This window comes from Streptomyces sp. HUAS MG91, from assembly GCF_040529335.1.
GTDB lineage: Bacteria > Actinomycetota > Actinomycetes > Streptomycetales > Streptomycetaceae > Streptomyces > Streptomyces tabacisoli.
In genome coordinates this window covers 4,364,557-4,382,903 of sequence record NZ_CP159534.1, presented here as the reverse complement: position 1 = coordinate 4,382,903, position 18,347 = coordinate 4,364,557, and the positions used below count along the sequence as shown (strand labels likewise).

The 18,347-nt window shown below is 70.9% G+C and carries 22 protein-coding genes and 1 tRNA gene; 18 read left to right on the top strand and 5 right to left on the bottom strand.

From position 1 onward, the window contains the following. The first annotated feature begins 14 nt into the window (after positions 1 to 14). From ABII15_RS19915 to ABII15_RS19905, 3 genes are all read left to right on the top strand, one after another. A complete protein-coding gene (locus ABII15_RS19915) occupies positions 15 to 608 on the top strand; it encodes an HhH-GPD-type base excision DNA repair protein (RefSeq protein ID WP_353943682.1) in 594 nt (197 codons plus the stop codon). A gap of 77 nt (positions 609 to 685) precedes the next feature. Beyond that, a complete protein-coding gene (locus ABII15_RS19910; protein ID WP_353943681.1) occupies positions 686 to 1,021 on the top strand; it encodes a hypothetical protein in 336 nt (111 codons plus the stop codon). A 61-nt stretch (positions 1,022 to 1,082) separates the two neighbouring features. Further along, positions 1,083 to 1,223 (top strand): hypothetical protein, encoded by a 141-nt coding sequence (locus tag ABII15_RS19905; RefSeq protein ID WP_353943680.1) that lies wholly within the window; start codon positions 1,083 to 1,085, stop codon positions 1,221 to 1,223. 64 nt (positions 1,224 to 1,287) lie between these two features. Here the strand turns inward: ABII15_RS19905 and ABII15_RS19900 are convergent, their stop codons facing one another. After that, positions 1,288 to 2,955, bottom strand: a complete 1,668-nt coding sequence (locus ABII15_RS19900; RefSeq protein WP_353943679.1) for a helicase HerA-like domain-containing protein — start codon at positions 2,953 to 2,955, stop codon at positions 1,288 to 1,290. 121 nt (positions 2,956 to 3,076) lie between these two features. On the opposite strand from ABII15_RS19900, the gene ABII15_RS19895 reads away from it, so the two are divergent. After that, positions 3,077 to 3,373, top strand: coding sequence for a type II toxin-antitoxin system VapB family antitoxin (locus ABII15_RS19895; protein ID WP_003955420.1), 297 nt, complete (start codon positions 3,077 to 3,079; stop codon positions 3,371 to 3,373). A 116-nt stretch (positions 3,374 to 3,489) separates the two neighbouring features. Beyond that, positions 3,490 to 4,143 (top strand): LytR C-terminal domain-containing protein, encoded by a 654-nt coding sequence (locus ABII15_RS19890; protein ID WP_353943678.1) that lies wholly within the window; start codon positions 3,490 to 3,492, stop codon positions 4,141 to 4,143. Positions 4,144 to 4,245: 102 nt separating this feature from the next. Here ABII15_RS19890 and upp read toward each other — a convergent pair whose 3' ends face one another. Continuing rightward, the gene (gene upp, locus ABII15_RS19885; RefSeq protein WP_111667532.1) at positions 4,246 to 4,881 is read right to left on the bottom strand and encodes a uracil phosphoribosyltransferase; all 636 of its coding nucleotides are present in this window, start codon (positions 4,879 to 4,881) and stop codon (positions 4,246 to 4,248) included. Positions 4,882 to 5,032: 151 nt separating this feature from the next. On the opposite strand from upp, the gene ABII15_RS19880 reads away from it, so the two are divergent. From ABII15_RS19880 to ABII15_RS19840, 9 genes are all read left to right on the top strand, one after another. Further along, positions 5,033 to 5,254, top strand: a complete 222-nt coding sequence (locus tag ABII15_RS19880) for a hypothetical protein (protein ID WP_353943677.1) — start codon at positions 5,033 to 5,035, stop codon at positions 5,252 to 5,254. A gap of 253 nt (positions 5,255 to 5,507) precedes the next feature. Further along, a complete protein-coding gene (locus ABII15_RS19875; protein WP_353943676.1) occupies positions 5,508 to 6,068 on the top strand; it encodes a hypothetical protein in 561 nt (186 codons plus the stop codon). A gap of 111 nt (positions 6,069 to 6,179) precedes the next feature. Then, on the top strand, positions 6,180 to 6,638 hold the full coding sequence (gene tadA / locus ABII15_RS19870; protein ID WP_353947119.1) for a tRNA adenosine(34) deaminase TadA: 459 nt from the start codon (positions 6,180 to 6,182) through the stop codon (positions 6,636 to 6,638). 10 nt (positions 6,639 to 6,648) lie between these two features. Continuing rightward, positions 6,649 to 6,736, top strand: a tRNA-Ser gene (locus tag ABII15_RS19865). 460 nt (positions 6,737 to 7,196) lie between these two features. Next, positions 7,197 to 7,367: a hypothetical protein gene (locus tag ABII15_RS19860; protein ID WP_351449614.1), complete on the top strand. Its 171-nt coding sequence runs from the start codon at positions 7,197 to 7,199 to the stop codon at positions 7,365 to 7,367. A gap of 22 nt (positions 7,368 to 7,389) precedes the next feature. Further along, complete coding sequence (locus tag ABII15_RS19855; RefSeq protein WP_353943675.1) at positions 7,390 to 7,683, top strand: Dabb family protein; 294 nt, start codon at positions 7,390 to 7,392, stop codon at positions 7,681 to 7,683. Positions 7,684 to 7,828: 145 nt separating this feature from the next. Beyond that, positions 7,829 to 8,725, top strand: coding sequence for an RNA polymerase sigma factor SigF (locus tag ABII15_RS19850; protein ID WP_353943674.1), 897 nt, complete (start codon positions 7,829 to 7,831; stop codon positions 8,723 to 8,725). A 246-nt stretch (positions 8,726 to 8,971) separates the two neighbouring features. Further along, a complete protein-coding gene (locus ABII15_RS19845) occupies positions 8,972 to 9,886 on the top strand; it encodes a SigB/SigF/SigG family RNA polymerase sigma factor (protein ID WP_353943673.1) in 915 nt (304 codons plus the stop codon). Positions 9,887 to 10,002: 116 nt separating this feature from the next. Beyond that, positions 10,003 to 10,860, top strand: coding sequence for a hypothetical protein (locus ABII15_RS19840; RefSeq protein WP_353943672.1), 858 nt, complete (start codon positions 10,003 to 10,005; stop codon positions 10,858 to 10,860). Between the two features lie 19 nt (positions 10,861 to 10,879). Here ABII15_RS19840 and ABII15_RS19835 read toward each other — a convergent pair whose 3' ends face one another. Further along, positions 10,880 to 11,092 carry a hypothetical protein gene (locus tag ABII15_RS19835; protein ID WP_353943671.1) on the bottom strand — a complete coding sequence of 71 codons (213 nt, stop codon included), beginning with the start codon at positions 11,090 to 11,092 and terminating at the stop codon, positions 10,880 to 10,882. A gap of 195 nt (positions 11,093 to 11,287) precedes the next feature. Here ABII15_RS19835 and ABII15_RS19830 point away from each other — a divergent pair, with 195 nt between their 5' ends. The 4 genes from ABII15_RS19830 (at position 11,288) to ABII15_RS19815 (ending at position 15,881) form a co-directional block, all read left to right on the top strand. Next, positions 11,288 to 11,788 (top strand): MarR family transcriptional regulator, encoded by a 501-nt coding sequence (locus tag ABII15_RS19830; protein ID WP_353943670.1) that lies wholly within the window; start codon positions 11,288 to 11,290, stop codon positions 11,786 to 11,788. A gap of 20 nt (positions 11,789 to 11,808) precedes the next feature. Next, on the top strand, positions 11,809 to 14,352 hold the full coding sequence (locus tag ABII15_RS19825; RefSeq protein WP_353943669.1) for an MFS transporter: 2,544 nt from the start codon (positions 11,809 to 11,811) through the stop codon (positions 14,350 to 14,352). 209 nt (positions 14,353 to 14,561) lie between these two features. Continuing rightward, positions 14,562 to 15,380 (top strand): YceI family protein, encoded by an 819-nt coding sequence (locus tag ABII15_RS19820; RefSeq protein WP_353943668.1) that lies wholly within the window; start codon positions 14,562 to 14,564, stop codon positions 15,378 to 15,380. Positions 15,381 to 15,419: 39 nt separating this feature from the next. Further along, complete coding sequence (locus ABII15_RS19815) at positions 15,420 to 15,881, top strand: PPOX class F420-dependent oxidoreductase (protein WP_353943667.1); 462 nt, start codon at positions 15,420 to 15,422, stop codon at positions 15,879 to 15,881. On the opposite strand, the gene ABII15_RS19810 is transcribed toward ABII15_RS19815, so the two are convergent. Beyond that, the gene (locus ABII15_RS19810) at positions 15,878 to 16,648 is read right to left on the bottom strand and encodes a TetR/AcrR family transcriptional regulator (protein ID WP_353943666.1); all 771 of its coding nucleotides are present in this window, start codon (positions 16,646 to 16,648) and stop codon (positions 15,878 to 15,880) included. The genes ABII15_RS19815 and ABII15_RS19810 overlap by 4 nt on opposite strands. Before the next feature lie 87 nt (positions 16,649 to 16,735). Beyond that, positions 16,736 to 18,289: an MFS transporter gene (locus ABII15_RS19805; protein ID WP_353943665.1), complete on the bottom strand. Its 1,554-nt coding sequence runs from the start codon at positions 18,287 to 18,289 to the stop codon at positions 16,736 to 16,738. Between the last annotated feature and the right edge of the window lie 58 nt (positions 18,290 to 18,347).

Genomic DNA, 18,347 nt, shown 5'->3' with positions numbered 1-18,347 from the left:
GCCATCATCGACGTATGGACGTGACCCTCCACCTCGCCCAGGACCCCGCCGCCGACGAACTGCTGGGCCGCAGCCCGCTCGCCGCGCTGGTCGGGATGCTCCTCGACCAGCAGGTGCCCATGGAGTGGGCCTTCGCCGGGCCCCGCACGATCGCCGACCGGCTCGGCGCCGACGACCTCGACGCCCACGAGATCGCCGCCCGGGACCCCGAGGAGTTCGCCGCGCTGCTCTCCGAGAAGCCAGCCGTGCACCGCTACCCCGGGTCGATGGCCAAGCGGATCCAGCAGCTGTGCCAGTACCTGGTCGAGCACTACGACGGCGACGCGGCCGCCGTCTGGACCGGCGTCGGCACCGGCAGGGAGCTGCTCGCCCGGCTCGTCGAGCTGCCCGGCTTCGGCAAGCAGAAGGCCCAGATCTTCCTCGCCCTGCTCGGCAAGCAGCTCGGCGTACGCCCCACCGGCTGGCGCGACGCGGCCGGCGCCTACGGCGAGGCGAAGGCTTTCCGCTCGGTCGCCGACATCACCGGCCCCGAGTCCCTGGCGAAGGTCCGCGCGCACAAGCAGGAGATGAAGGCGGCGGCGAAGGCCGCGAAGGCGTCAGCCAAGTGACGCCCGCGTAGCCCATGAGAGGGGAAAAGGGCGCCCGGTGATTGCGTCGCGGGCGCGTCCGGGGGACAAGTCGACGCATGAGTGTCGCGCCGTTCCCCACCGCGCCGGGCCGCCGTGCCCGGACGTGGGCGGGCGCGCTCCTGCTGGTTCTCGCGCTGCTGCTCGCCCCGTTCGCCGCGCCGCCCGCCGAGGCGGCGGCCCCGCCTCCGGTGGCCGCGGCCTCCTGCGAGGGCGGCGAGCACCATGACGCCCCCGAGGCCGCGCTCCGGCTGTCCACCGGGCATCCGACGCGGCTTCCGGCGGCTCCGGCGCCCCGCCCGTTCCCCCGGGTGACCCGGCCCGTTCCGTCTCCCGCCGAGCACCCCGCACGTCTCTCACACCGCGCCCTGCGCACCGTCGTCCTGCGCTGCTGACAGGTCCGGCATTTCCCGGACCCACCTTTTCTGCCTGTCAGCACCGAAAGGACGCTCCACCATGCCCAAGGACCCGTACGCGCTGCTGCGCGCCCTGCTCCGCGCGGAGGCCGCGCGAGACGCCCGCGCCCATCAGTCCCCTGAACCCTCGGCTCCCCGCGAGCGGTCTCCGCAGAATCCCCCGAAGCGGACCACCGGCTGAACAGCGCCGGGCGGCCACCGGCCGCCCGGCCCCCCTCATCGCCGACCCGCGGACGAACGAGACGCTAACGGCGCCGGGTGCCGAAGATCGAGCGGGAGATCTCCCGGCCCAGCTGGGTGCCCATCGAGCGCGCCAGCGACTTGAAGATCCCGCTGCCCACGACCTGGTCCACGACGGACGCGTCCTGGGACGGCTTCCTGGTCCGGGCGGCAGCCTTGGCGTCGGCCTCAGCCTGCTTACGGGCCGCCGTCTCGGCCTCCCGCGCGGTCAGCTTCTCGAACGCCGACTCCCGGTCCACGGCATCCGCGTACCGCGAGTACAGCAGCGACCCCTTCACGGCGGCGTCGAGCGCCCCCGCCTCCACCGGCCCCATCAGCGACTCCGGCGCCCGCAGCCGGGTCGCCGCGACCGGCGTCGGCGCCCCCTTCTCGCTGAGCACGGTGATCACGGCCTCGCCGGTGCCGAGCGAGGTCAGCGTCTCCTCCAGGTCGTACCCGGAGTTCGGGAACGTCTTCACGGTGGCCTTCAGCGCCTTCTGGTCGTCGGGCGTGAAGGCGCGCAGCGCGTGCTGGACCCGGTTGCCGAGCTGCCCGAGGACGTCGGAGGGCACGTCCTTCGGGGTCTGCGTCACGAAGAAGATGCCGACGCCCTTGGAACGGATCAGCCGCACGGTCTGCGTGATGGCCTCCAGGAACGCCTTGGACGCCCCGTTGAACAGCAGATGCGCCTCGTCGAAGAAGAACACCAGCTTCGGCTTCTCCACGTCCCCGACCTCGGGCAGCCGCTGGAACAGATCGGCGAGCAGCCACATCAGGAACGTCGAGAACAGCTGCGGCTTGTCCTGCACGGCGGGCAGCTCCAGTACGGAGACCAGGCCCCGCCCGTCGGAGGCGGTCCGCAGCAGCTCGCTGGTGTCGAACTCCGGCTCCCCGAAGAAGTCCCCCATGCCCTGCGCCTCGAACGCGGTCAGCGCCCGCAGGATCACCCCGGCGGTGACGCTCGACAGACCGCCGATCGTCTTCAGCTCGGGCTTGCCCTCGTCCGAGGTCAGGAAGGTGACGACGGCCCGGAGGTCCTTCAGGTCGTAGAGCTCCAGACCCTTCTGGTCCGCGTAGTGGAAGATCAGGCCGAGCGACTGCTCCTGCGTCTGGTTGAGCTGGAGCACCTTCGACAGCAGCACCGGGCCGAAACTGGTGACGGTCGCGCGCAGCGGGATGCCGGTGCCGATGCCGCCGAGCGCGTAGAACTCGCACGGGAACCCGGTGGCCCGCCACTCCTGCCCCACCTGCCCGGCCCGCTCGCGCACCTTCTCGCCGTCCTCGCCGGGCGCCGAGATCCCGGAGACGTCGCCCTTGATGTCGGCGAGGAAGACGGGCACGCCCTGCGCGGCCAGCTGTTCGGCGACGAGCTGGAGGGTCTTGGTCTTGCCGGTGCCGGTGGCGCCCGCGACGAGGCCGTGCCGGTTCAGCATGGACAGCGGAATGCGGATCTGGGCGTCCGGGTGGCACTGCCCGTCCCACAGCAGCGCGCCGAGTTCGAGGGCAGGACCGGTGAACGCGTATCCGGCGGCGATCTCCAGCGCTCCGGCGGGCAGCGCCGGGCTTCCGGTGACGGTCTCGGGGTGCGCACCGTCCGTACGCTCCGCCTCCTGCGTCAAGGAAGCGCCGGGTTCTCCCCCGGACGGGTCGGCTCCACTCTCGCGTCCGCCCGACATCGGCTCGCTGTCACTCATTTCAGGCCCCTGTCCCGGGTTTGAGTGGTCCTGTTTCGCCCCAGTTCAAGGCGTTATTTCACAGGGTCGCACTCCGTCTCCATGGCTGCGCCCGGAGAGCCCGGCCCGGTAGGCTTTCCGTGTGATCTTCAAGCGCATCGGAAACGGCCGGCCGTACCCCGACCACGGCCGGGAAAGCACCCGGCAGTGGGCGGACGTCGCGCCGCGCCCGGTCCGCCTCGATCAGCTCGTGACGACCAAGGGTCAGCTCGACCTGGAAACGCTGCTCGCCGAGGACTCGACGTTCTACGGCGATCTCTTCGCGCACGTCGTGAAGTGGCAGGGCGATCTGTACCTGGAGGACGGGCTGCACCGCGCCGTCCGCGCCGCGCTCCAGCAGCGCCAGGTGCTGCACGCCCGCGTCCTCGAACTCGGCTGACGGTCACCCGGCGGCCGGGCGTCCCCCAAGTCCGTATTGGCCCTTTCGGGTTGGACTGAGCGGCCACCACTGATCATTTAATAGGCATCGCCGCCGGGCGGCACTACGCTGCGCCCATGAGCATGCTCACTCCCCCCGGCATGGGCGGCAAGTACCGCATCACGGGGGACAAGTACCCCCGTATGCGGCGCGGCCGCTCGCGCAGCAGGATCGTGCTCGCCGTCGTCGCGTCCGTCGCGGCGATCGGCCTGATCGGCTGGGGATCGTTCCAGCTCGTCGATGTCTTCACGGGTGGCGGCAAGGCCAGCGCGGCCGGCTCCGGCGCCGCGGACTGCCCGAAGCATCCGAGCGCGAGCCCGACCCCCGCCAAGGCCGCGGCGAAGCTGCCCGCCCCCGCGAAGATCAAGGTCAATGTCCTCAACGCCACGACCCGCGGCGGTCTGGCCAAGGACACCGCCGACGAGCTGAAGAAGCGCGGCTTCGCGATCGGGGACGTAGGAAACGCGACAAAGGCGTACGACAAGAAGGTCAAGGGCGTCGGGATACTGCTCGGCGCCAAGTCGGCCTCCGACGCCGCGCTGCCCGTCCTCGGCACCCAGCTGGCCGGCGCCGAGCTGAAGACGGACACCCGCGCCAAGCCGGCCGAGGTGGACCTCATCATCGGCAAGCAGTTCAAGGCCCTGTCCACGAAGGCCGACGCCGACAAGGCGCTGGCCGCGCTGACCCACCCGGAACCGGCCGCTTCCGCCTCCCCGAGCTGCGCCCCGTAAGAGGCGCGGGAAACCGCGCGAGCAACCACGGAAAAGCCGCGGTCGCGTCCGCTCAGGTACCGAGCGGACGCGACCGCGGCTTTGTCCGTGATCCCGGCGGAGCTACTCCGCGGCGCCGTACATGCGGTCACCGGCGTCGCCGAGGCCCGGCACGATGTACCCGCTCTCGTTCAGCCGCTCGTCGACCGACGCGGTCACCACGGTGACCGGCGTCCCGGCCAGCTCCCGCTCCATGATCTCGACGCCCTCGGGCGCGGCCAGCAGCACCACGGCGGTGACGTCGTCCGCACCGCGCTTGATGAGCTCCTGGATCGCCGCGACGAGCGTGCCGCCCGTGGCGAGCATCGGGTCCAGGACGTAGACCTGGCGGCCCGAGAGGTCGTCCGGCATGCGCGTGGCATACGTGGAGGCCTGCAGCGTCTCCTCGTTGCGCACCATGCCGAGGAAGCCCACCTCGGCGGTCGGCAGCAGCCGCACCATGCCGTCGAGCATGCCGAGACCGGCCCGCAGGATCGGCACCACCAGCGGACGCGGGTACGACAGCTTCACGCCCGTCGTCCGCGAGACCGGGGTGTCGATGTCGACCTGCTCGGTGCGCACGTCCCGGGTCGCCTCGTAGGCGAGCAGGGTGACCAGCTCGTCGGCCAGGCGCCGGAAGGTCGGGGAGTCGGTGCGCTTGTCGCGCAGCGTGGTGAGTTTGTGCGCCACCAGCGGGTGGTCGACGACGTGGATCCGCATGTCATCAACAGTAACCGGGCCCCAGACCCATGGCTCCCCCGCGCTCCGGCCCGGCACAGGGGCCGCACGGGCATCAACGGCACGCCGGGAGGGAAATCGGAGGGTCGGGGACAATGGACAGGACTCGTCGAGTGGGGTGGTGAGGTGGCTCATGCCGGACAGCGAGCGCCGAGCGCAGCAGGACCCCGACGCCGATGGCACAGCGGCGGCGGAGCGTCCCGAGCCCGAGACGGACGCCGAACGACGGCGCCGCCGCGCGGTGTTCCTGCGTGAACTGACCGAGGCACGCGAACTGCGGGCCCGGGTCCAGCCGCGCCGCGCCCGGGCCGCGCGCATGCGCCAGCAGATGCGGATGCGCACGTTCCGCTGGTGACGCCGCGGCGCGCCCGGGGCCGGGGACCGGCTCCGGGCGGCTCAGCGGTGCTCCGCAGGTGACGTGACTCACATCTGGCACCCGTGTGCGTGGCCTGTCGGGAACGCGACGCCAACACAGCGCACGGAAGACCTCTCCTGACGGCGTTCTTTCTGCCACGATTCCGAGTGGGCGGGGCTTGAACTGCACTCCCGTCCATCAGACTCCGCCGGGGGGACCCCCGACCGGCACTGAGACCAGTGGGAGAGTCACGGTGTACTTCGCCGCACTGCTCGCGCGCACCGAAGACGGGTGGGAAGCGAGCGATACAGAGCTCGACGACGTGGAGACCCTGTCGGACCTGTCCGACCTGGCCCGCGAAGCGGCCGCCGAGGCCGACGCGGGGGACGACACGGTCCTCGTCTTCATCGAACAGGAGGATGTGTGGTTCGGCGTCGTCCGCGTGGACGGCGAGGACGACCCTCGCATCTACGTCTCGGACGCGGCGGCCGCCGCCCGCAGCAGTTACGGCGAGATCCTGCTCACCGACGAACTGCTCGGCAAGGACCCGGACGCCGACGAACTGGACGCCCTCGACCTGGACGGCACCGAGGACGGCGAGCCGGACCCCGCCGCCGACGACGGCGACGAACCGGACGACGGCGGCGGTGGCCCGGCCTCCGAGGCGGTCCCCGCGGGGCCGCTCGGGGACCGCGACATCCTCGCCGACCTCGGCGTCTCCGAGAAGGAACTGCTCGCGCTCGACGGGGCCGACGCCCTGAGCGAGATCGCCGACGCACTGGGCGCCGCGGAGGTCCTCGAAACGGTCCGCTGACCACGGGGCCGGGCCGCCCGGGTTAGATTCCTGGCCGTGACGCCCCCGGCCCCCGACACCCCTGACATCCCCGACATCCCCGATCCCGTACGAGACCCGTGGCGGCCCGCCATGCGGCAGGCCCTGGCCGAGGCCGGGCTCGCCGCGGCGGGCGGCGACGTCCCCGTCGGTGCCGTCCTGCTCGCCCCGGACGGCACGACGGTCCTCGCCACCGCGCACAACGAACGCGAGCTGACCGGTGATCCCACCGCCCACGCCGAGGTCCTGGCGATCCGCAGGGCCGCACAGCGGCTCGGGGAGTGGCGGCTGACCGGCTGCACGCTCGTCGTCACCCTGGAGCCGTGCACCATGTGCGCGGGCACCGCCGTCCAGTCCCGCCTCGACCGCGTCGTCTACGGAGCCCGTGACGACAAGGCCGGGGCGGCCGGCTCCCTGTGGGACGTGCTCCGCGACCGACGGCTCAACCACCGCCCCGAAGTCATCACCGGCGTCCTCGCCGACGAGTGCGCCGAACCCCTCACCCGCTTCTTCAGGGATATGGATTTCAAACCACGGCCACCTATGGGCTAGAGTTCCTCTCGGTAGCGTGTCCGAGCGGCCGAAGGAGCTCGCCTCGAAAGCGAGTGTGGCGTAACCCGTCACCGTGGGTTCAAATCCCACCGCTACCGCTGACAACGCCCCTCTTCCACGGGTCACCGAGGAAGAGGGGCGTTCTGCGTGTCCGGGCCGTCGCGCGGCCCCGCACACACGAAGATCCCCGGCGCCTGACCAAGGCGCCGGGGATCCTGTCCCGCTCGGGGCGGGGGAAGCGGTTTCGGGGGGCGAACCGCTTCCCCCGATGAGGACGGACTCCCGTCGGTCCACGCCGCTTCAGGGGGGAAGACGCGGCGTGAACCCCGCAGTCGGGGTCCGGTCCCTGCCCTTCCGATTCCTGCCAGATCGTCCGGGCTCACCACCAATGCTGCGGCACGCGAACGCCTCCGGGACGCGGCAAAGGGCCTGGAACGAGGGGTCGTTGGTCCTTAAAGGTCATGTGAGAGAGCGTCACGTTAGACTCGCGGCCGGTAACAGGGGCACACACTGGCAACGCAGGACACCGGGGCACGGGGCAAGGGGAGGCCGGACGCGATGGATCCGAAGAAAATAGGGCTCTTCGTGGTGATCGTGTTCGTGCTGTATCTGATCATCACCGACCCCGCCAAGGCCGCGGACTACGTCCAGATAGGGTTCGAGGGCATCTCGTCCGCCGCGCGGTCCATCGGGGACTTCATGACCTGGGTGGCCAACGGCGGCAAGTGAGTCCGGCAAGGGAGCGTCGCCCGTGATCCGCCATCTGGTCCTGTTCAAGCTCAACGACGGCGTCGGCCGTGACGAGCCCCGCGTCGTCAAGGGCGTCGAGGCGTTCCGCGCGCTGGGCGGGCAGATCCCCGAGCTGACGTTCTGGGAGTGCGACTGGAACATCACCGACCGCCCCATCGCGTACGACTTCGCGATCAACTCGGCGGTCGAGGACACCGACGCCCTCCAGCGGTACCTCGAACACCCGGCCCACCAGGCGGGCGTCGCGCAGTGGCGCGAGTTCGCCACGTGGGTGATCGCGGACTACGAGTTCTGACGCTCCCCGCGTCACACGATCGAGCGGCCCCTCACCTGAACGGTGAGGGGCTTTTCGCTGCCCTCGAACACCCGCCGGCCCCTAACTGGCCCGTCAACACGTAGTTATGCGGTGCTTGCACACAGTGCACATGTCTTGTGATGCTATGACCGCTTTTGATCGAAGAGTTGACGAAACAGAGGTGGGGTTGACCGTGCCGGCCAGTACTGCGCCTCAAGAAGCACCTCAGGCACAACAGGTGCCACAGACACCGGCGCCCCAGGCGCCGCCCGCGAAGTCGCGCGGGGCCGACACCCGGGCGCTCACCCAGGTCCTCTTCGGCCAGCTCAAGAACCTGCTGCCGGGCAGCCCGGAGCACTCCCGGGTGCGCGGCGCCCTGATCGAGGCCAACCTGCCGCTGGTGCGCTACGCGGCGGCCCGCTTCCGCAGCCGCAACGAGCCGATGGAGGACGTGGTCCAGGTCGGCACGATCGGGCTGATCAACGCCATCGACCGGTTCGACCCGGACCGCGGCGTGCAGTTCCCGACCTTCGCCATGCCGACCGTGGTCGGGGAGATCAAGCGGTACTTCCGCGACAACGTACGGACCGTGCACGTCCCGCGCCGGCTGCACGAGCTGTGGGTGCAGGTGAACGCCGCGAGCGAGGACCTGACCACCGCCTTCGGGCGCTCCCCGACGACCGCCGAGATCGCCGAGCGGCTGCGCATCGGCGAGGACGAGGTGCTCGCCTGCATCGAGGCCGGGCGCTCGTACCACGCGACCTCCCTGGAGGCCGCGCAGGAGGGCGACGGGATGCCGGGGCTGCTCGACCGGCTCGGCTACGAGGACCCCGAGCTGGACGGCGTCGAACACCGCGACCTCGTACGGCACCTGCTCGTCCAGCTCCCCGAGCGCGAGCAGCGGATCCTGCTCCTGCGCTACTACAACAACCTCACGCAGTCCCAGATCAGCGCCGAGCTGGGCGTCTCACAGATGCATGTGTCAAGACTCCTCGCCCGCAGTTTCGCCCGACTTCGATCCGCAAACAGGATCGATGCGTAGCTGAATCGGGTAGACCGGTTCTGCGGGGATTTCCCGGCGGAAACGCCGACCTCTTGGGCCACACCCCCTGCTATCAGCGCTGATTCGCCCCATCCATGTCGACATGTCACTACAGCGTGTTGCCGACATGTGACATTCTGCTGGAACCGCGTTTGGCGCAGCCCGTCGTCCGGTATTCAGGTGGAGGCTGCGTTCCTACCTGACGGGAGCGTCCGCCGCGACCGTCCGCGACCTCAAGGGGGTGGCATGTCCGCAGACCAGGGCAGCTCGAAGGTGCTCACGCTCTCGCCCGACACGCCTGTTCCTGTTCCGGCCCAGGCCTCGGCCCCGATCCCGGCCCCGGAGGCCTCCGGGGAGCCGGTCGCGCCGGTGGCCCCGATCGCGCCGGTGTCGACCGGGGCCATCGACACGCGCACCCTGTCCCGCTCCCTCTTCCTGCGGCTCGCCTCGCTCGACGAGAACAGCCCGGAGCGGGCCTATGTCCGCGACACCCTCATCGAGTTGAACCTGCCGCTGGTGCGCTACGCGGCGGCCCGCTTCCGCAGTCGCAACGAGCCGATGGAGGACATCGTCCAGGTCGGCACCATCGGCCTGATCAAGGCGATCGACCGGTTCGACTGCGAGCGCGGCGTCGAGTTCCCGACCTTCGCGATGCCGACCGTCGTCGGGGAGATCAAGCGGTTCTTCCGGGACACGTCGTGGTCGGTGCGGGTGCCGCGCCGCCTCCAGGAGCTGCGGCTCGCCCTCACCAAGGCCAGCGACGAGCTGGCGCAGAAGCTGGACCGGTCGCCGACCGTGCCCGAACTCGCGGCGGTGCTGGGGGTCTCGGAGGACGACGTCGTCGACGGACTCGCGGTGGGCAACGCCTACACCGCGTCCTCGCTCGACTCGCCGGCCCCCGAGGACGACGGCGGCGAGGGCTCGCTGGCGGACCGGCTCGGCTACGAGGACACCGCCCTGGAGGGCGTCGAGTACCGGGAGTCGCTCAAGCCGCTGCTGGCCAAGCTGCCGCCCCGCGAGCGCCGGATCATCATGCTCCGCTTCTTCGCGAACATGACGCAGTCGCAGATCGGCGAGGAGGTCGGGATCTCGCAGATGCACGTGTCGCGGCTGCTCACGCGGACGCTGGCCCAGCTGCGCGAGGGTCTGATCGCGGACTGACCCGCGCGCACGGATGTCACGGGGCGGCGACCCGCAGGGGTCGCCGCCCCGACGCCGTCGCCGTCCGAAGCGGCACGAGGGTTCCTAATTGACGGACCGTCAGACATACTGGCGCGATGCTGCGGACGTGGGTACGAGGACGTAGGGGCATCGCCGTCGGGGTCGCGTCGGCCGCCGTGGTGGGGCTCGGCGGAGCCGCCACCGTCGCCTTCGGCGGGGACGGCGGGCCCTCCAAATACGTGGCCGTGGGAGCCGCCGGGGGCTCCGCCGCGCCGGGCGACAGCGTCGCGCCCACCGGGAAGGTGGAGCTGGTGCCGCTGGACCCGGACTCCCCCGCCGCCTCCGGGAGCGGACGGCAGGGCGGCGGTGACGGCGCCGACGGCAAGGGCAGCGGTGGCGGCTCGTCCGCCGGGGATACTCCCGGCGCCGGGTCGTCGGACGCCGGGAAACCGGGCGGAGGGGCCTCGCGCTCGTCGGGGGCCACCGGCTCCTCCGGTTCCTCCGGCTCCGCGGGCGGCGGTGGCACGCAGAGCGGCGGCAAGGGCGGCGGCACGGCAGGCACCCCGGCCGGATCGGGATCGGGGTCCGGCTCGGGCTCCGGGTCGGGCTCGGGATCGGGGTCGGGGTCCGGCTCCGGGACGCCCGGCGGCACCCCTTCGACCCCCGCCCCGGCCGCCCTCAAGGTGAGCGAGCCCGTACTGAAGGACGCCGACAAGCGGTGGTGCCAGGACGTGACCCTGACGTTGCACAACTCCGGCGGCACGGCGGTGCGTTCGGGCACCGTCACCTTCGAGACCCACATCATCGGGGCGCTCGGCGTCGACTGGGCGACGATCGAGTCGCAAGAAAAACTCCCCGTGCCCATCGGGCCCGGGGAGAAGAAGGAGAAGACGTGGGCGGTCTGCGTCGACTCCTGGCGCGTACCGCTGGGGATGCACGTCGAGACGCGGGACGTCTCCGTGCAGTGGAAGTGAGGGAGGGCGCGGCCGTCCGCTACGAGAGCGCCAGCCAGGCCACCGCCGCCACCACGACGATCGCGACCACGATGCCGACGATCAGTCCCGTGCTCGGACCGGACTTCACCGGTGCCGCCTGCGCGCGCGGCGAGGGCGTGCCGCCTTCGTCGACGAAGGCGCGGAACATCTGAGTGCTGCCCGCGGGGTCGATGTTGCCTTCGGGGCCCGGGCCCTGGGGGTTGTGTGCCATGGGGCAGGACCCTAGCGAATCGGCGCCACAGACGCCACAGGTCACTCGCAGCCCACGTGAGCTGCGGCTTTACGCCATCAGGCCCGGACGTTTGCCTAGTTTTTAGGGTCGAACGCCCTTTTTAGTTTGCCTGCGGCAACCAACTGCTTCTATGGTTGCTCTAAGCAACAAATAAGGTTTTGGTCAGGAGGTGCTGTGGCCGCACAGCGTCATTACGACGAACTGGCCCGACAGCTCAGTGCCTTCGGCGCCGTCAAGAGGGACATGGCGCGCATCCTGCCCCACGACTGTCCGGCAGGCTCGGCAGCCGTCCTCGCTCTCCTCAAGCGCTACGGCGACATGCGGATGAGCAGGATGGCCGAGCTGATGGCCGTCGACATGTCCGTGGCCAGCCGGCACGTGGCACACACCGCGGACCGCGGCTGGATCGAGCGCCGCCCCGACCCCGCCGACAAGCGCTCCCGGATCCTCACCCTCACCGCCGAGGGGCACGAACAGATGAACAACCTCGACGCGCGGACGACCGAGTTGCTCGCCGAGCGGCTGAGCGACTGGTCCGACGACGAGGTCAACCAGCTCATCGCCCTGATGACGCGACTGCGCGACAGCTTCGGGGACTGCCGGACGACGGCGTCCCGAGCACCGCTCCCCGTCGCCGCGCAGGCTTCGACACAGACCACCCGTACACCCGCGTAAGACGTAAGAAAAGGAATCCCATGGCAACATCCACACCGTCCGGTGTGCGGGGCAGCCATGCCGCCAAGCACGGAGGCAGTGCCCCCGACGCCGGCGCCACCATGACGCACCGTCAGATCATGGAGGCGCTGTCCGGGCTGCTGCTCGGCATGTTCGTCGCCATTCTGTCGTCGACGATCGTCACCAACGCTCTGCCCGAGATCGTCGGCGACCTCGGCGGCGGTCAGTCCGCCTACACCTGGGTCGTCACCGCCTCGCTGCTCGCGATGACCGCGACCACGCCCCTGTGGGGCAAGCTCGCCGACATCTTCAGCAAGAAGGCGCTCGTCCAGATAGCCCTGATCATCTACGTGGGCGGTTCGGTCGTCGCGGGTCTCTCGCAGAACCCCGGCATGCTGATCACCTGCCGTGTCGTCCAGGGCATCGGCGTCGGCGGTCTCTCCGCCCTCGCGCAGATCGTGATGGCCGCGATGATCTCCCCGCGCGAGCGGGGCCGCTACTCCGGCTACCTCGGTGCGACCTTCGCCGTCGCCACCGTCGGCGGCCCGCTGCTCGGCGGTGTCATCACCGACACCTCGTGGCTGGGCTGGCGCTGGTGCTTCTACGTCGGTGTGCCGTTCGCGGTCATCGCGCTCATCGTGCTCCAGAAGACGCTGAAGCTCCCCGTCGTCAAGCGTGACAACGTCAAGGTCGACTGGGCCGGTGCCTTCTTCATCACCGCCGCGGTCTGCACCCTGCTCCTGTGGGTCACCTTCGCCGACGACAAGTACGACTGGCTGTCGTGGCAGACCGGCGCGATGGTGGGCGGCGCGATCGTGCTCGCCCTGATCTTCATCCTCGTGGAGAGCAAGGCCGCCGAGCCGATCATCCCGCTGCGTCTCTTCCGCAACCGCACCATCACGCTCGCCTCGATCGCCTCGCTCTTCGTGGGTGTCGCGATGTTCGCCGGCACCGTGTTCTTCTCGCAGTACTTCCAGCTGGCGCGCGGCAAGTCGCCGACGATGTCCGGTGTCATGACGATCCCGATGATCGGCGGCCTGTTCATCTCGTCGACCGTCGCGGGCCAGGTCATCACCAAGACCGGCAAGTGGAAGGCGTGGCTGGTCTCCGGCGGCGTCCTGATCACGGCGGGCCTCGGCCTGCTCGGCACGATCCGCTACGACACCCCGTACTGGCACGTCGCGATCTTCATGGCCCTCATGGGTCTCGGCGTCGGCATGACGATGCAGAACCTCGTGCTCTGCACCCAGAACCAGGTCGCCCCGCAGGACATCGGCTCGGCCAGCTCCACGGTCACCTTCTTCCGCTCCCTCGGTGGTGCGATGGGTGTCTCGGCGCTCGGTTCGATCATGTCCACCCGCATCACGCACTACGTCAAGGACGGCCTCGCCGACCTCGGCCCGAAGGGTGCGGCGCTCGGCCACGGCGGTACGGGTGGCGGCGCCATCCCGGACCTCGACAAGCTGCCCGCGCCGCTGCGCACGATCATGGAGAGCTCCTACGGGCACGGCATCGCCGACGTCTTCCTGATCGCCGCGCCGATCGCGCTGCTCGCCCTGATCGCCATGCTGTTCATCAAGGAGGTTCCGCTGCGTACGTCCGGCGGCCTGGACCAGGCCAAGGAGACCGAGGCGGCCGCGTCCGGCGCCGCCGCCGGCCTGACCGCCAACCCGGTCACCGAGCCGGAGAAGGTGCCGAGCCTGGTCGGTGCGGGTGAGCCCGCCGCCGACACCCAGACCCAGCGCCTGGCGGCCGTCGCGTCCGCCCCGGCGGGCAGCGTCCCGGCGCAGCCCGGCACGGGCGGCGGCACCCCGGTGCACGGCTTCGTCCGCGGCGCCGAGTCCGCCCCGGTCCCGCGGGCCGCGGTCACGCTGATCTCCCTCGGGGGACGGCAGCTGGGCCGCGCGGTCGCCCAGGGCGACGGTTCGTACACGGTCGACGCCCCCGGCGCCGGTTCCTACGTCCTGATCGCCTCGGCCGACGGCTACCAGCCGCAGGCCTCCACCGTGGTCGTCGGTGAGGAGCGGGTCGCGTACGACATCCTGCTCAGCGGCACCAGCGGCCTGAGCGGTGTGGTCAGGGCCGCGGAGACCAAGGCCCCGGTCGTCGGCGCCATGGTCATCGTGACCGACGTCCGCGGTGACGTGCTGGCCACCGGGCTCTCCGGCCAGGACGGCGAGTTCACCTTCGCCGAGCTGGTTCCCGGCGCGGTGACCGTGGCCGTGAACGCGGCCGGACACCGTCCGCTCGCCCTGCCCGTCGAGGTCGGCGGCACGGGTGTCACCCGCGTCGAGATCGAGCTGAACTCCGGCTCCCAGGTCCAGGGCACCATCCGGGCCGCGGGCCGCTCGCTGAACGACGCGCGGGTCACGCTCGTCGACGCCGCGGGCAACGTGGTCGCGACCTCGACCACCGGTGAGGACGGCGCGTACGCCTTCACCGACCTGGACGGCGGCGAGTACACGGTCATCGCGACCGGTTACCCGCCGGTGGCCACGCACCTGACCGTGAACGGCAGTGGCGTCGACGGTCACGACATCGAGCTCGCCCACCCCGGCGAGTAACTGACTCCGGACGGACACCCGGTGCGGCTCGCGTTTCGAGCGGAGACGTGAGCCGCACCGTTCGCCCGGATGTGGGAAAAGGGCCCCGGACCCGGTGGCGTCGTTAACGGCAGGGGACGGCCGAGACGCTGCGGGCCGGGGCCGTTTCACGTACAGGGCGCACTCAATTCCCTTACGTGTGTGAGAACTTCAGCTAGGAGATGTGGACGATGGGACTCAGCGCGCGGATCCGGACGCGGGACGGGTGGGCTCTGCCGCACGCCGTCGTCACGGTGACCGACATGACGGGCGCGCAGGTGCTGCGCGCCGAGGCGGACGACGAGGGCGCCGTGCACGACGCCGCCGCCCTCACCCCGGGCCCGTACACCGTGATCGTGACCGCCGTCGGATACAGCCCCGCGGCCTCCACGGCGCTGGTCACGGCCACCGGCCGGGCCGACGTCGGCACCGTCGTGCTCGCCCGGCAGGGCGGCGCCGAGCTGCCGCCGCCCGGACCGTGGACCGTCGACCCGGCGCACTCCGCGGTCGCCGCGACCGCCCAGCACCTGGGCATCACCTCCGTGCACGGGCGGTTCACGGACTTCCGGGCGCGGATCGACATCGCGCAGGACGTGGAGAAGTCCCGGGTCGAGGCCGTCATCAGGTCGGCGTCCATCGACACCGGCAACGGGATGCGCGACGGCCACCTGAAGTCCCCCGACTTCCTGGACGTCGAGTCGCACCCCGAGATCACCTACCGGTCGACGGGCCTGTCCCCGGCCGGCCCCGACCGCTGGACCGTGCACGGCGAGCTGAACCTGCACGGCGTGGCCCGCCAGGTCGACCTGGACCTCAGCTACCTGGGCACCGGCGCCGACCCGTGGGGCGGCACCCGCGCCGCGTTCAAGGCGACGGCCGAGCTGCGCCGCGAGGACTTCGCCATGAACTACAACCAGGTCGTCCAGGCCGGTATCGCGGCGATCGGCGCGACCCTCAAGGTCGAGCTGGACATCCAGGCGGTCCAGGGCGACGCGCTGCCCAGCATGTAGGACGGCAGTGGGGAGGGCGGCAGTCACTAGGCTGGGCGCATGGCTCCGAACATCGCGACCAACACCCGTGTGTCCCTGGACGAGTTGCTCGACTTCGTCCGGCCCCGCCACCGCGCCCTCCTCATCACCGCCCGTGCCGACGGCACCCCGCAGGCCTCTCCACTGACCTGCGGGGTCGACGACGCCGGGCGGATCGTCGTCTCCACCTATCCCGAGCGCGCCAAGACCCGTAACGCCAAGCGGAATCCGCGCGTCAGCGTGGTCGTGCTGAGCGACGAGTGGAACGGGCCGTGGGTGCAGATCGACGGCTCGGCCGAGGTCCTCGACACCCCCGACTCGGTCGAACCCCTCGTGGAGTACTTCCGCAACATCTCGGGGGAGCACCCGGACTGGGACGAGTACCGGGAGGCGATGGTGAAGCAGGGCAAGTCGATCATCCGGATCACCCCGCAGAAGTGGGGCCCGGTGGCGACGGGCGGTTTCCCGGCGCGGCTCGGTTAGTTCCGGCTCTCCCGCGCCACCAGCGCCGCGATCCCGGCGATCTGGAGATCGAGCGCGACGTGGAAGTCGAGGTCGCGGATCTCTTCCACCGTGCCCCCGGCTTCCACCTGCGCCATCGTCTCCTCGGCGTGCCGCAGCATCTCCGGCTTGTCGGCCGGTGCGGTGAAGGTGGTCATCGTCCGCCGGAAGTACTCGTCCTGCGTCATGCCGACATCGGCGCACCGCTGCCGGAAGTGGCCCTCGACGGTCCCGTACCCGTACACGAACTGCATGACGCTCGCGATCGCCCCGCGCTGCGCGTTCATCGGCAGCCCGGTGCGGGCGAAGACGCGCTGCACGACGGCGGAGAACTCCAGCGAGTTCGGGCCGATGTTGAGGTAGCTGCCGACCAGCGGCGAGATCCACGGGTGGCGCACGAGCAGCGCCCGGTACTCGGTGGCGAGCCGGCGCACCTGCTCGCTCCAGTCGCCGTCGTCGGGGCCCCCGGCACCCGTACCGGCGACCTCCGGTTCGCCGAAGACCCGGTCCAGGGCGAGTTCGAGCAGGTCGTCCTTGGTGTCGACGTACCAGTACACGGACATCGCGGTGACGCCCAGCTCGCCCGCCAGGCGCCGCATGGAGAACTTGGCGAGCCCCTCGGCGTCGAGCAGCTTCACCGTGGCGTCGGTGATCCGCTCGCGGTCCAGGCCGCTGGGCTGCTCGCTGCGCCGACCGCGTCCGGCCCTGCTCTCTTCGAGCCAGACGCTCATCCGCGCTGCCTTCGCCATGGCGCACCTTCCCAGGAGTTGACGTACCGGGCGGGGCGGCCCCCCGGGCCCACGCCCACGGAATCCGCCCGTCCGCCTGCATCGATGCTAGGACTGTTCAGGACCCGTTGGGAAAGCGCCCGGAGCCGTCGCCCCTGCTGACTCTGCCCGCTCCGCGCGCCGCAACAACGCCGCGGCGAGGAGTCCGCCGACGAGGACGGCGACGGCGCCGACCAGCTGGCTGGTCTCCAGGCCCGAGGAGAAGGCGTCCGCGATACGGGCCTTCTCCCCGGCGGAGTCGGCGGCGGCGAGGGCCGCCGGGAGCGAGGCGGCGGAGACGGCGACCAGCGCCGCGAACCGGGCGTTGAGGACCGCGCCGAGGACGGCGACACCGAGCCCGTTGCCGAACTCGGCGAGGGTGCCGTTCACGCCCGCGCCGACGCCCGCCTTCGCCGGCGGGATGGCGCTCATGATGGCGTTGGCCATGGCGGGCATGGCGAAGGCGATGCCGACACCCATGACGACCAGGCCGACGAGCATGCCGCCGTAGGAGTCCCCGCCGAGCACGGCGATCGCCGCGAGCCCCGCCGCCAGGCAGGTCATGCCGGCCGCGATGGTGACCGGGGTGCCCACCTTGGCGAGGAACTTCGCGCCGACGCCGGTGAGGTTCAGGGCGACGATGGTCAACGCCAGCGGCGCCGTGCGCAGCCCGGCCTCCAGCGGCCCGTACCCGAGCACGAACTGGAGGTGCTGGGTGAGCAGGAACAGCGAGCCGCCCATGCCGAACGCGACGAGGATCGCCCCGGCGACCGCCCCGGTGAACTTCTGGTTGCGGAAGAAGTGCATGTCCAGCATCGGGTACGGGATGCGCAGCTCCCAGCCGACGAACGCGGCCATGAAGACGACGCCGACCGCTGCCGAGGCGAGCGTGGTGCCGGAGGTCCAGCCCTGGTCGGGGCCGTTGATGATCGCGTAGACCACCCCGGTCATGCCGATCGTGGAGAGCAGCGCGCCGAGCAGGTCGGGCCGGTCGCCCTGCGGGTTCTTCGACTCCGGTACGAGCGTGAGGACGGCGATCAGGCCGATGACCGCGACCGGGATGTTGATCAGGAAGATCGCGCCCCACCAGAAGTGGTCCAGCATCACGCCGCCGAGCAGCGGTCCGACGGCGAAGCCCAGCGAGTTGACGGTGGCCCACAGTCCGATCGCCTTCACCCGCTCGGTGTCGTCGAAGATCTGCACGACGACCGCGAGGGTCGTGGTCATCAGCAGCGCGCCGCCGACGCCCATGCCGGCCCGCGCGGCGATCAACTGCGCGGTGGAGTCGGCGAGTCCGGCGACCAGCGAACCGACGCCGAACAGCACGAGCCCGGCCGCGAGCATCTTCTTGCGGCCGTAGCGGTCGGCGGTGGAGCCCGCGGTGAGCAGCAGCCCGGACTGGACGAGCGAGTAGGCGCTGATCACCCACTGGATGTCGGACGTCGACGCGTGCAGCTCCCGGGTCAGGGAGGGGATCGCGACGTTCAGGACGGTGTTGTCGAGCAGCACGGTCAGCTGGGCGAGGCAGATGACACCGAGGATGATCCAGCGCTGCGGGTGGCCTCCGGCCGGGGCGGGCTGCTGGGTGCTGCCGCCGGTGTTCTCGGCGGTCGTCGACGTCATGCGGGCTCCTGTCGGGTGGCGGGGGCGGGTGGCGCCGGAATCAGACGGTGCTGTACAC

Excerpts from the sequence above, each read along its gene's own strand:
- ABII15_RS19915 (WP_353943682.1), top strand. The coding sequence starts at position 15 with ATGGACGTGACCCTCCACCTCGCCCAGGACCCCGCCGCCGACGAACTG.
- ABII15_RS19910 (WP_353943681.1), top strand. The coding sequence starts at position 686 with ATGAGTGTCGCGCCGTTCCCCACCGCGCCGGGCCGCCGTGCCCGGACG.
- ABII15_RS19905 (WP_353943680.1), top strand. The coding sequence starts at position 1,083 with ATGCCCAAGGACCCGTACGCGCTGCTGCGCGCCCTGCTCCGCGCGGAG.
- ABII15_RS19900 (WP_353943679.1), bottom strand. The coding sequence starts at position 2,955 with ATGAGTGACAGCGAGCCGATGTCGGGCGGACGCGAGAGTGGAGCCGAC.
- ABII15_RS19890 (WP_353943678.1), top strand. The coding sequence starts at position 3,490 with ATGAGCATGCTCACTCCCCCCGGCATGGGCGGCAAGTACCGCATCACG.
- upp (WP_111667532.1), bottom strand. The coding sequence starts at position 4,881 with ATGCGGATCCACGTCGTCGACCACCCGCTGGTGGCGCACAAACTCACC.
- ABII15_RS19880 (WP_353943677.1), top strand. The coding sequence starts at position 5,033 with ATGCCGGACAGCGAGCGCCGAGCGCAGCAGGACCCCGACGCCGATGGC.
- tadA (WP_353947119.1), top strand. The coding sequence starts at position 6,180 with ATGCGGCAGGCCCTGGCCGAGGCCGGGCTCGCCGCGGCGGGCGGCGAC.
- ABII15_RS19860 (WP_351449614.1), top strand. The coding sequence starts at position 7,197 with ATGGATCCGAAGAAAATAGGGCTCTTCGTGGTGATCGTGTTCGTGCTG.
- ABII15_RS19850 (WP_353943674.1), top strand. The coding sequence starts at position 7,829 with ATGACCGCTTTTGATCGAAGAGTTGACGAAACAGAGGTGGGGTTGACC.
- ABII15_RS19845 (WP_353943673.1), top strand. The coding sequence starts at position 8,972 with ATGTCCGCAGACCAGGGCAGCTCGAAGGTGCTCACGCTCTCGCCCGAC.
- ABII15_RS19840 (WP_353943672.1), top strand. The coding sequence starts at position 10,003 with ATGCTGCGGACGTGGGTACGAGGACGTAGGGGCATCGCCGTCGGGGTC.
- ABII15_RS19835 (WP_353943671.1), bottom strand. The coding sequence starts at position 11,092 with ATGGCACACAACCCCCAGGGCCCGGGCCCCGAAGGCAACATCGACCCC.
- ABII15_RS19825 (WP_353943669.1), top strand. The coding sequence starts at position 11,809 with ATGGCAACATCCACACCGTCCGGTGTGCGGGGCAGCCATGCCGCCAAG.
- ABII15_RS19820 (WP_353943668.1), top strand. The coding sequence starts at position 14,562 with ATGGGACTCAGCGCGCGGATCCGGACGCGGGACGGGTGGGCTCTGCCG.
- ABII15_RS19815 (WP_353943667.1), top strand. The coding sequence starts at position 15,420 with ATGGCTCCGAACATCGCGACCAACACCCGTGTGTCCCTGGACGAGTTG.
- ABII15_RS19810 (WP_353943666.1), bottom strand. The coding sequence starts at position 16,648 with ATGGCGAAGGCAGCGCGGATGAGCGTCTGGCTCGAAGAGAGCAGGGCC.
- ABII15_RS19805 (WP_353943665.1), bottom strand. The coding sequence starts at position 18,289 with ATGACGTCGACGACCGCCGAGAACACCGGCGGCAGCACCCAGCAGCCC.